Consider the following 10,651-nt stretch of genomic DNA (forward strand, 5'->3'; position numbering starts at 1 on the left):
TCGTGGTCCGCACCGAGAGCGTGGCGCCAGGCTGACAAAAAGGAAAACGCTGTATTCCCTGGGATAGGACGGTGCAAACCGCCTTGCAGGCCCAGATGCCCTGCGCCCCTTGAAAAGCGACCGCGGAACGTGCTGTTCTCCGGGCGACGGAGGAACGTCCCAGACCGGAGAAAGAAGAATGACTTACCCAAACGTCCTGTTGTACATCGACGGAAAATGGCGTCCCGCCGGCTCCGGCCGCACCATCCCGGTGCTGAATCCGGCAACCGAAGAGACGATCGGAACGGTCGCGCATGCCGACCCGGCTGATCTGGACGAGGCGCTGGCGGCCGCCGAGAAAGGCTTTCGGGCCTGGCGGCTGGTCTCGCCCTACGAGCGATCCAAGGTGATGCGCAAGGCGGCCGAGCTGATGCGCGAGCGCGCCGACAAGATCGCTACCATCATGACAACGGAGCAGGGCAAGGTTTTGGCGGAAGCCAGGCTCGAGACGATGGCGGCGGCCGACGTCATCGAATGGTTTGCCGAGGAGGGCCGCAGAAGCTATGGCCGTCTGATTCCGGCCCGTGCTCCCGGCGTCTACCAGATGGCGATCAAGGAGCCGGTCGGACCGGTCGCGGCATTCACGCCCTGGAATTTCCCGATCAACCAGGTCGTGCGCAAGCTGAGTGCGGCGGTCGCGGCCGGCTGTTCGATCATCGTGAAGGCGCCGGAGGAGACGCCGGCGTCGCCCGCAGAATTGATCAGGGCGTTCGCCGACGCCGGCGTGCCGGCCGGTGTCGTCAATCTGGTTTACGGCGTGCCGTCGGAAATTTCCGAATATCTGATACCGCACCCGACGATCCGCAAGATCTCGTTCACCGGCTCGACCAAGGTTGGCAAGGAACTCGCGGCCATGGCAGGCCAGCACATGAAACGCGTGACGATGGAGCTTGGCGGTCACGCGCCGGTCATCGTGTTCGATGACGCCGACGTCGAGCAGGCCGCGAAGATCATGGTCGCCGCCAAATATCGCAACGCCGGTCAGGTCTGTATTTCACCGACGCGCTTCCTGGTCCAGGACGGGGTCTACGACAAGTTCGTCAACGAGTTCGTCGATGGCGCCAGATCCATCAAGGTCGGAAACGGTCTCGACGCCGACTCCAGAATGGGAGCGCTGGCGAACCATCGCCGCGTCACCGCCATCGAGGAGATGGTGCAGGACGCCGTCGGCAAGGGGGCGAAGGTCGCAACCGGCGGCAATCGCGTCGGCAACAAGGGGTACTTCTTCGAGCCGACTGTGGTGACCGACGTGCCGAAATCGGCGCGGGCGATGAACGAGGAGCCGTTCGCGCCACTGGCGCTGATCTCGTCGTTTGCGAAATTCGATGACGCGGCGGAGGAAGCCAACCGGTTGCCGTTTGGCCTGGCGTCCTATGCGTTCACGAAATCGGCCAAGACGGCGACCGCGATCGGCGCCGTGGTGGAAGCCGGCATGATGTCGATCAATAGCTTTGCGTTGGCACTGCCTGAAGTGCCGTTTGGCGGCATCAAGGATTCCGGCTATGGGTCGGAAGGCGGCACCGAGGCGCTCGAAGCCTATCTCAACACCAAGTTCATCACCCAGACCGGCGTATAGGTCTTGAACTTGGAGGCGGCTGCAAGCAGGCTCATCGCGAAGGGTCGGCCCGAGAGGGCCGTCCTTCGCGAGTGTCAAGAGGTTACATCGGGAAGGCGCGCTGGCCCCTTTGCACCGTGATCCATTTGACCTCGGTCATTTCTTCCATCGAGAAGCGGCCGCCCTCGCGGCCAAAGCCCGAGTTCTTGACGCCGCCGAACGGAACATGCGGTTCGTCCGACACGGTGCAGTCGTTCAGGTGCACCATTCCCGCATCCAGGCCGAAGGCGAGCTCGAGCGCCTTCTGCATGTCGTTGGTGATGACGCCGGAGGACAGCCCGTAGTCGGTGGCGTTGGCGATCTCCAGCGCCTCCGCGTGGTCGCGAACCTTGATGATGGAGGTCACCGGGCCGAAACTCTCTTCGTGGAAGATCCGCATCTCGGGCGTGACGCCGCTCAGCACGGTCGGCCAGTAGTATTGATCCTTGTGGGTCGCGCCGCAGAGAAGCTTTGCTCCCTTGCCGACGGCGTCCTCGATGTGTCCGTCGATCACGGCGCATTGGGTACCGCGGATCAGGGGACCGATCACCGTGTCCGGCTCGCGCGGATCGCCGACCTTCAGGCTCTTGGCGACGGCGGCGAAGCGCTCGCAGAAGGTGTCAAAGATCGGTTCTTCGACGAGGACGCGGGAGTTGGCCATGCAGACCTGGCCCTGGTGAAAGAAGATGCCGAACGCCGCGGCCTTGACGGCGTAATCGATGTCGGCGTCGCCCAGCACGATGAGCGCGCTCTTGCCGCCCATCTCGAGCGTGAAGCGCTTCAAGGTCTTGGCGGCTTCCACTGCGAGATGTCGTCCGGTTTGCGTCGACCCGGTGAAGGTGATCATGCGGACGCGCGGGTCCGCAAAGATCGTGGCGCCGATCTCGGCCGCGGGTCCGGGGATCACGTTGAGCAAGCCTGGCGGCAGTCCCGCTTCGTCGAACACCTCGGCGATCTTCAGACCGGTCACCGGGGTGAGTTCGGAGGGCTTCAGGACGAAGCCGTTGCCGGCGGCGAGGGCCAGCACGACCTTCTTCATGGCGAGCAGGAAGGGGGCATTGAACGGCGCGATTCCGGCGATCACACCAAGCGGCTGTCGGATCGTGAAGCCGAATTGACCCGGCGCGGTCATCGGCATGGTCTCGCCGGGGGAGCGCCGCATTTCCGCGGCTGCGGTGCGCAGCAGATCGAAACAATAGCCGACCTCGAACCCGGCTTTGCCGGCGATCGAGCCGGACTCGGCGATCAGAACCTCGGTAATCTCCTTGGCCTTGCTGGCGAGAACGTCGGCTGCCCGGAAAAACACCGCCTCACGTTCCGAGACGGGCAGTCCCGCCCAGGATTTGTAGGCGCCATGGGCAGCCGAGATGGCGCGTTCGGTTTCGGCCTTGCCCGCCTGTTGAACCCGGGCAAACAGCTCGCCCGTCGCGGGATTGGTGTCCTCCGTGGATTCATTGCGAAGCGAGCGGGTCCACTCGCCGTCGATGTAGAGGTTGTAGTTCGGCGTTCCATTGATCATTTCGAATGACTTGCTCACCGGGGCTCTCCATGGCGTGCACAAATTTTCGGCGGCGATAGCATGCAGCGATCGGCGGCGCCGGTCTTGACAGGAGAGCCGCCCGGACTTGGCTTAAACGCGGATCGCTCGTGACAAGCCCAAAGTCCTATGGTTTGTTATGTACCGCTGTCGCTGTTGATCGTTCAAACGAGACCCTGCCGATGTCGCGGCTTCGTCCAATGCGAACGGAGAGACCTGACGCCGCGACCGGGGTGGTCGGCGTGCTCAGCACTGGCTCTGTCCCGGAATCGGAGCGTCTCGATTTCTGGCGGGAGGTGGTGTGCCGTACCATCGCCGGTGTCGAGGCGACGGCGCTGCTTCCCGATCGGCCGTATTCGGGGTCGATCCGGACCCAGTCCATCCCGCTCGCGCATCTTCCGAACTTCGACCTCATTGATGTCGAGGCCGACGCCCAGTTTGTGAGCCGGACCAGGAAACTCATCGATCGAACCGATTGCGCCTGGCTGCTCATGATCCAACAGGACGGCGTCTGCGAAATCGGTCAGGGCGGTCGGAAAACGACGCTGGCGCCGGGCGATATCGGATTCCTGGATACGTCACGTCCGTATCAGGTGATGTTTCCTCGCTCCTTCAAGCAGAGCATCCTGAAAATGCCCGCGATCTTGTTGCGCGATATCATGCCGCGAGGTGAAGATCCGGCGGGAGTCGCGCTGTCGGGCGGCCAGGTATTGACGGCGATTGCCCGCCAAAACCTGCTTTATCTGGAGCGTTGCGCGACCGCGATCGAGCCTGTTTTTCTGCCGGCCGCGGCCAACTGCGCCATCGATCACCTTGCGCTGGCGCTGCGCGCGACGCTTCGTGGCGCGGCCCGGAAAATCGCCGATCATGCGATCCCCGACCATGTCGCGCGCGCCGACGCCTATATCTCGGATCATTTGCACGACGCGGAGTTGTCCGTCGAACATGTGGCATGGTCGGTCGGCGTCTCGCCGAGTCATTTGCAGGAAATCTATCGCGCCGCCACGGACCTGACCGTCGCGCAGTCGATCCGTGACCGACGTCTTGCCAATTGCCGCAAGGAACTCGCTGATCCCTCTCTGACCGACGACAGCATCACCAGCATCGCGTTCCGTTGGGGTTTTTCCGAATCGAGCAGTTTCAGCCGCGCGTTTCGCAGGGCCTTCGGTATCAGCCCGCGCCGCTACCGGAAGCTTTGCCGTGCGAGACAGCCGGTGTGAAGAAGATCAGCAGTCGAGCGTGGTTTCGCGCTCCCATTGCGTCAGATGGCGTGAGAAGTCGTCCCATTCCTGGTGCTTCAGCTTGAGATAGGCCGGCACATATTCGCCAAGCGTGTCCTTGAGCAGCTGCGAAGCTTCCAGCGCGCGCAAGGCATCGAGCAGGTTCAGCGGCAGCTTCTTGACGTCCCGGACCAGATGGCCGTCGGTATACATGTTGATGTCCAGACGCTTGCCGGGGTCGCGGTTGCTCTGGATGCCGTCGAGGCCCGCGGCCAGAATCGCCGCCTGCATGGCATAGGGATTGGCTGCGCCGTCGGCGAGGCGCAGCTCGAAACGGCCGGGTTCGGGAATCCGGATCATGTGGGTGCGGTTGTTTCCCGAAAACGTCACCGTGTTCGGGCTCCAGGTCGCGCCCGACAGCGTCCGCGGCGCGTTGATGCGCTTGTAGGAATTGACCGTGGGATTGAGGATGGCGGCGAGCGCGTCGGCGGAATGAATGATGCCGCCGATGAAGGCGTAGCCGAGCGGGGAAATGCCGAGCTCGTCCTTGTCGTCCTCGAATACGTTCCGCTCGCCCTTCCAGAGCGAGATGTGAGTGTGACAGCCATTGCCGGTGAGGCTGGAAAACGGCTTGGGCATGAAGGTGGCGCGCATCTCGTGCTTTTCGGCGATCGATTTCACCATGTACTTGAAGAAGGCATGGCGGTCGGCGGTGACCAGCGCGTCGCTGTAGTCCCAGTTCATTTCGAACTGGCCGTTGGCGTCTTCGTGGTCGTTCTGGTAGGGATTCCAGCCGAGCTTGAGCATGCCATCGCAGATCTCGCTGATCACGCCATAGCGCCGCATCAGCGCGGACTGATCGTAGCAGGGCTTGGCCTGCCGATCGGAGGCGTCGTTGACGCGCTCGCCGTCCGGCGAGATCAGGAAGAACTCGCACTCGACGCCGCTCTTGAGCTGAAACCCGCGCTCGGCGGCGCTGGCGATTGCTTTCTTCAGGACATTGCGCGGCGCCTGCTCAACCGGTTTGCCCGACATCCAGGGATCGGCGGCGAGCCAGCCGACCTCGGGTTTCCACGGCAGCTGGATCAGGCTGTCGGGATCCGGAATCGCGAACACGTCAGGGTCTGCCGGCGTCATGTCGAGCCAGGTGGCAAAGCCGGCGAAGCCTGCGCCGTTCCTGGCCATGCCGCCGATCGCTTCGGCCGGGACCAGTTTGGCGCGCTGCGTCCCCAGGAGGTCGGTGTACGAAATCAGGAAGTACTTGATCTTCCGCTCGCTGGCTACTTTGACAAGGTCGATCGACATGGTGCCTCTTGATCAGCGGGGTGTTTCAGTAACGGTCCCGGCCGGGTATCCAATCCGTTCCGACCAGGGGAACGCGCGCGATGGCGGCCGCTTCGATGGTCAGTGCGACGAGGTCTTCGGGTTCGAGATTGTGGATGTGGCTCTTGCCGCAGGCGCGCGCGATGGTCTGGGTCTCCAGCGTCAATACCGAGAGATAATTTGCCAACCGCCGGCCAGCTTTGATCGGATCGAGCCGCTTGGCGAGTTCGGGGTCCTGGGTGGTGATGCCGGCGGGATCGAGACCGTCCTGCCAGTCGTCATAGGCGCCCGCGGTCGTCCCGAGCTTCCGATAATCTTCCTCGAGCGCCGGATCATTGTCGCCGAGCGCGATCAGCGCGGCGGTGCCGATCGCGACCGCGTCGGCGCCGAGCGCAAGGGCCTTCGCCACATCCGCGCCGTTGCGGATGCCGCCCGAGACGATCAGCTGCACCTTGCGATGCATGCCGAGCTCCTGTAGCGCCTCGACCGCGGGGCGGATCGCGGCCATCGTGGGGATGCCGACATTTTCGATGAAGACTTCCTGGGTGGCTGCGGTCCCGCCCTGCATGCCGTCGATGACGATGACGTCGGCGCCGGCCTTCACGGCAAGCGCCGTGTCGTAATAGGGACGGCTTGCACCGACCTTCACATAGATCGGCTTCTCCCAGTCGGTGATTTCCCGCAGTTCCTCGATCTTGATCTCGAGATCGTCCGGGCCGGTCCAGTCCGGATGCCGCGAGGCCGAACGCTGGTCGATGCCTTCGGGCAGGGTACGCATTTCCGCCACGCGCGCGGAGATCTTCTGTCCGAGCAGCATGCCGCCGCCGCCCGGCTTGGCGCCCTGGCCGATCACGACCTCGATCGCGTCGGCGCGGCGCAGATCGTCGGGATTCATGCCATAGCGGGAGGGCAGATATTGATAGACCAGCAGGGAGGAATGGCTGCGCTCCTCGTTGGTCATGCCGCCGTCTCCGGTGGTCGTGCTGGTTCCGACCGCGGAGGCTCCGCGTCCGAGCGCCTCCTTCGCCGTGCTCGACAGCGCGCCAAAACTCATCCCGGCGATGGTCACCGGCGTCTTGAGGTGAATGGGTTTCTTGGCGAAGCGCGAGCCGAGCACGACATCGGTGCCGCATTTCTCGCGATATCCCTCCAGCGGATAGCGCGAGATCGAGGCGCCCAGGAACAAGAGGTCATCGAAATGCGGCAGCTTGCGCTTCGATCCGCCGCCGCGGATATCGTAGAGTCCTGTCGCCGCGGCGCGTTGAATCTCGGAGATCGCATAACGGTCGAAGGTCGCCGAAAATCGTGGTTCTGTTCGCTTCGTGGGTGGGGCTGTCATGGGTCGCCGTCAGTAGGACGTCACGTTGTCGATATGAAAGTGGTAGAGACGGCGCGCCGACCCGTACATGCGGAAATCGTCCACATCGATGCCATCGCCCAGTCCGGCTCGGTCGAGCAGGTCGGCCAGGCGCGCCTTGTCATCGGGCGCCATCGGCTTTTCGACGCAGTCGGCGCCGAGACTCTTGACCTGTCCGCGGACGAAGATATTCGCCTCGTAGATGGAGTCGCCGAGCGCATCGCCGGCATCGCCGAACACCACGAGATTGCCGGCCTGCGCCATGAAGGCGCTCATCGAGCCGATCGATCCCTTGACGATGATGTCGATGCCTTTCATCGAGATGCCGCAGCGCGCCGCGGCATCGCCGTCGACGATCAGAAGACCGCCATGGCCGGTGGCACCGGCGGACTGGCCCACGTCTCCCATGACGTGAACGATGCCGGACATCATGTTTTCGGCGACGCCCGTTCCTGCATTGCCGTGGACGCGCACGGAGGCTCGTTTGTTCATGCCGGCGCAGTAGTAGCCGACATGTCCCTTGATCTCCACCTCAACCGGCACATCGAGGCCCGCGACGATCGCATGCTTGCCGTCGGAATTGGTGATTTCCCAGAATGTTTCATTGGTGTCCTGAGGCAGACGATGCAGTGACGCATTGAGATCGCGAACCGAATTTTGTGCCAGATCGAACACGGGCATCATCGGCGTTCCCACACATAGACCGTGGCAGGTTCCGGCTCGAAGACGCGGGCCTTCTCGATGCCAGGCAGCACGGAGAGTGCGCGATATTCGGAACCAAACGCGACATAATCGTCGGACTCGGCGAGCACGGCCGGCTTGCAGGCAATCGGATCGCGCAGTACGGCAAAGCCGTCGCGGGTGCCGACGACGAAGGTGAAGAAGCCGTCCAGCGTATCGAGACTCGAGGTCAGCGCCTGTTTCAGCGAATCGCCCTCGCGCATTCGCCAGGTTAGGTATCCGGCAGCCACCTCGGAATCATTTTCGGTTTCGAACACGATGCCTTCGCGATGCAGATTGCGCCGAACCGAGTTGTGGTTGGAAAGCGAGCCGTTGTGGACCAGGCACTGATCCTCGCCGGTCGAGAACGGGTGCGCGCCTGCGGTGGTCACCGCGGATTCCGTCGCCATCCGGGTATGGCCGATGCCGTGGGTTCCGTGCATCGCGGGTACCGCGAATTTGTCGGCGACCTGCTCCGGCAGGCCGACTTCCTTGTAGATCTCCATGTGGGAGCCGGTGCCGACCAGATCCAGATCAGGCTGATGTTCGCGCAGCCATGCGAGCGCGCTTGCGCGACAGGCGCGCGGAATGGTCACCACCAGATGATTGGCCCGCCGGAGCACCTCGATGGGAGCCCGCAGCGCCGTGCGGAGCCGCGCGCCAAGGTCGCGGTCGGCATCGCCGGTCGAGGCGCGCAGCGTCAGCTTGATGAGATCGTCGGACCCACCGCCATAGACCGCGATGCCGGCACTGTCGGGGCCTCGCGCAGACATGGTCGTCAGCATGCGGGACAGATGACGGCCGAGTTGCGGCTGAAGCGCCTCGTTCTTGAGAAACAATCCGACGATGCCGCACATGCTCTGCTCCCTGATGTTCGGCAATGTAGCAGCTTGGGAGGCGTCGTCAATTGCTGAGAATTTATTTTTCCTGATAGGAAATTTTGCGGGGCGGCGCGCTCAGGCCTGGCGTCGCGGATAGACGATGATCGACAGATAGGTCATGGGCCGCTTCACGAGTATCTCCGGCCCATGCAGCGCGCCGGAGTCGAACAGGATGGAGTCGCCGGGACGGAGCCGGTAGCTCTTGTTGCCGTGGCGGTACACGACCTCGCCGGTGAGCATGTAGATGAACTCCGTTCCGGCGTGCTGAAAGCCCGTGAAGGTCTCGGCCTCTTCCTTGAGCGTGATGAGGTAGGGCTCAACGACGACGTCGTCGCTGTTCACATGTCCGAGCAGTTGATAGAGGTGCCCGACCTTGGTGCCGCGACGCTCGATCACGACCCCCTGCTTGGCGCGCACGAACGAGCAGTCGCGTCGCTCCTCGGAGGCCGCAAACAGCAAGCTGAGCGGAACGGTGAGTGCATTGGCGAGCGATTGAAGCGTCGAAAGCGACGGCGAGATCTGGCCGTTCTCGATCTTCGAGAGCATGCCGGCCGAGATGTTCGCGGCGCCCGCGAGGTCCAGAACCGAGAGATCCTGCTCGCGTCGCGTGAACCGGATTTTTGCGCCGAGCGCGCGTTCCAGGCTGCGGTGCGGCTCGATAGGGGCATTCGAACCGGTGCGGTATTCCGATTGTTCGTCGGCGGCTTCCTTGCTCTTCTCCGCACTCTTTCTTTTCATCAGCTTTTCCCTTCTCTCCTTCAAGTCGTCACACGACGCTCGGCAGCTAGCGTGCTCCTCCGCCTGGGCAACCGCGGCGTGCCGCGTTGCCACAAGTGCACCTGGCTGACCGTTGCGCGAAACGAATCCCGGCACGACGCTCTGCACAACGGTTGCACTGCGCCATGCACGATGTCGAGGACGCCCGAAAAATCCGTGCTGAAAGAGAGATGTTACGCGCAATGCAGGCAGTTTACTCGCAAGAAAACGCCGAAAGTATTAATTTTATAGAAATAGTGTTTCGTATAAGGAAAGTGCTTTTCAAGTCTATGAGCGGGTCGCGGCGTCCCGCCAGTCACAGCCGAATTCGGCGGCGCTCTCGGAAAACCAAGCCCAGAAGCTGTGAGCGAGGCTACGCGCCACGGCGATTTCAAAACAGGCCGTGCCGTCCGGAAAGTCCTCGCGCCGCCAGATGGTGGCGCCGACATGGGAGACGATGGTCGTCGCTGCATTGCCCACCTTGAACGCGCGCGCCTCGAGATCGATCGCAAAGCCCTTGGCGAGGGCCTCCCGGATCGCACGACCACCGACACGAAACACGGCGTAGCCGCCGCTCTGGTCGTTGATCGAAGCGAGCGGGGCAGTGACCTGCCGGAGCCACGTGCTGAACAGGTGACCGCCCTTGTCGCTCAGCGCCAGCCAGGCGCCCGGTCCGATCCCGACGAAGGCCACTTCACCGGCACTGACCAAAGCGGGGCGATTGGGCAGTTCGAGCAGGAAATGTTGCCTGATGCGTTCCTGTAAAGCGGATGCCAGCCCCTTGCGGACGTGCATGATGGCGATGCCAAGGCTATGGCGCTCACCAATTGTCACGCCGGCACCCGGATGCGATTGGCCAATGTCCGACAGCGCCGGGCGCGGGGATAATGCCGTGTCAGCCATGCAGGCGCTTTCCTTGGGGATCAAAGAATACCGGAGACACAATCTCGACTTCGGTATCGCCGCCGCGCACCGGATCGTAGGCACGCACGCGCTCGCCGATCCGCCCCGGCCCGCGCCGCAGCAGGCCGAGACCGATCCAATGTCCGAGCATGGGTGAAAAGGCAACGGAAGTGACGTAGCCCTCGTCGTTCTCCAGCGTCGCCTGTGCGCCCAATGCGAGGATATGCGCGCCGGCGCGAAATCGCGCCGAGCGGGCGACCGGCTTGATGCCGACTAGCGTTGGCCGCTCGGGATCGAGCAGCCCCGGCCGCTGTGCCAGCA

10 protein-coding genes are annotated in these 10,651 nt (G+C 63.2%); 2 read left to right on the forward strand and 8 right to left on the reverse strand.

Annotated features, from left to right (window positions below; genetic code table 11):
* Positions 1–178 precede the first annotated feature (178 nt).
* Positions 179–1,615: an NAD-dependent succinate-semialdehyde dehydrogenase gene (locus tag WCB02_RS18755; protein WP_423960287.1), complete on the forward strand. Its 1,437-nt coding sequence runs from the start codon at positions 179–181 to the stop codon at positions 1,613–1,615.
* A gap of 82 nt (positions 1,616–1,697) precedes the next feature.
* Here the strand turns inward: WCB02_RS18755 and WCB02_RS18760 are convergent, their stop codons facing one another.
* Positions 1,698–3,170 carry an aldehyde dehydrogenase family protein gene (locus tag WCB02_RS18760; RefSeq protein ID WP_423960289.1) on the reverse strand — a complete coding sequence of 491 codons (1,473 nt, stop codon included), beginning with the start codon at positions 3,168–3,170 and terminating at the stop codon, positions 1,698–1,700.
* Positions 3,171–3,370: 200 nt separating this feature from the next.
* On the opposite strand from WCB02_RS18760, the gene WCB02_RS18765 reads away from it, so the two are divergent.
* The gene (locus WCB02_RS18765) at positions 3,371–4,390 is read left to right on the forward strand and encodes a helix-turn-helix domain-containing protein (protein WP_423960290.1); all 1,020 of its coding nucleotides are present in this window, start codon (positions 3,371–3,373) and stop codon (positions 4,388–4,390) included.
* A 6-nt stretch (positions 4,391–4,396) separates the two neighbouring features.
* Here WCB02_RS18765 and glnT read toward each other — a convergent pair whose 3' ends face one another.
* The 7 genes from glnT to WCB02_RS18800 all read right to left on the reverse strand — a co-directional run.
* Positions 4,397–5,695 (reverse strand): type III glutamate--ammonia ligase, encoded by a 1,299-nt coding sequence (gene glnT / locus WCB02_RS18770; RefSeq protein ID WP_423960291.1) that lies wholly within the window; start codon positions 5,693–5,695, stop codon positions 4,397–4,399.
* A 25-nt stretch (positions 5,696–5,720) separates the two neighbouring features.
* The gene (locus tag WCB02_RS18775) at positions 5,721–7,052 is read right to left on the reverse strand and encodes an FMN-binding glutamate synthase family protein (protein ID WP_423960293.1); all 1,332 of its coding nucleotides are present in this window, start codon (positions 7,050–7,052) and stop codon (positions 5,721–5,723) included.
* A 9-nt stretch (positions 7,053–7,061) separates the two neighbouring features.
* On the reverse strand, positions 7,062–7,751 hold the full coding sequence (locus WCB02_RS18780) for a protein glxC (RefSeq protein WP_423960301.1): 690 nt from the start codon (positions 7,749–7,751) through the stop codon (positions 7,062–7,064).
* Positions 7,751–8,647, reverse strand: coding sequence for a class II glutamine amidotransferase (locus WCB02_RS18785; protein WP_423960294.1), 897 nt, complete (start codon positions 8,645–8,647; stop codon positions 7,751–7,753). Before WCB02_RS18785 ends, WCB02_RS18780 begins: the two co-directional genes overlap by 1 nt.
* A 99-nt stretch (positions 8,648–8,746) precedes the next feature.
* Positions 8,747–9,409 (reverse strand): cupin domain-containing protein, encoded by a 663-nt coding sequence (locus WCB02_RS18790; RefSeq protein WP_423960296.1) that lies wholly within the window; start codon positions 9,407–9,409, stop codon positions 8,747–8,749.
* Between the two features lie 306 nt (positions 9,410–9,715).
* A complete protein-coding gene (locus WCB02_RS18795; RefSeq protein ID WP_423960297.1) occupies positions 9,716–10,330 on the reverse strand; it encodes a sarcosine oxidase subunit gamma in 615 nt (204 codons plus the stop codon).
* Positions 10,323–10,651: glycine cleavage T C-terminal barrel domain-containing protein (locus tag WCB02_RS18800; RefSeq protein ID WP_423960299.1), on the reverse strand; the 329-nt coding region annotated here is incomplete at its 5' end. The genes WCB02_RS18800 and WCB02_RS18795, both read right to left, overlap by 8 nt.

Origin of the sequence: Bradyrhizobium sp. (assembly GCF_049581145.1) — a bacterium.
In the GTDB taxonomy this organism is placed as follows: Bacteria; Pseudomonadota; Alphaproteobacteria; order Rhizobiales; family Xanthobacteraceae; genus Bradyrhizobium.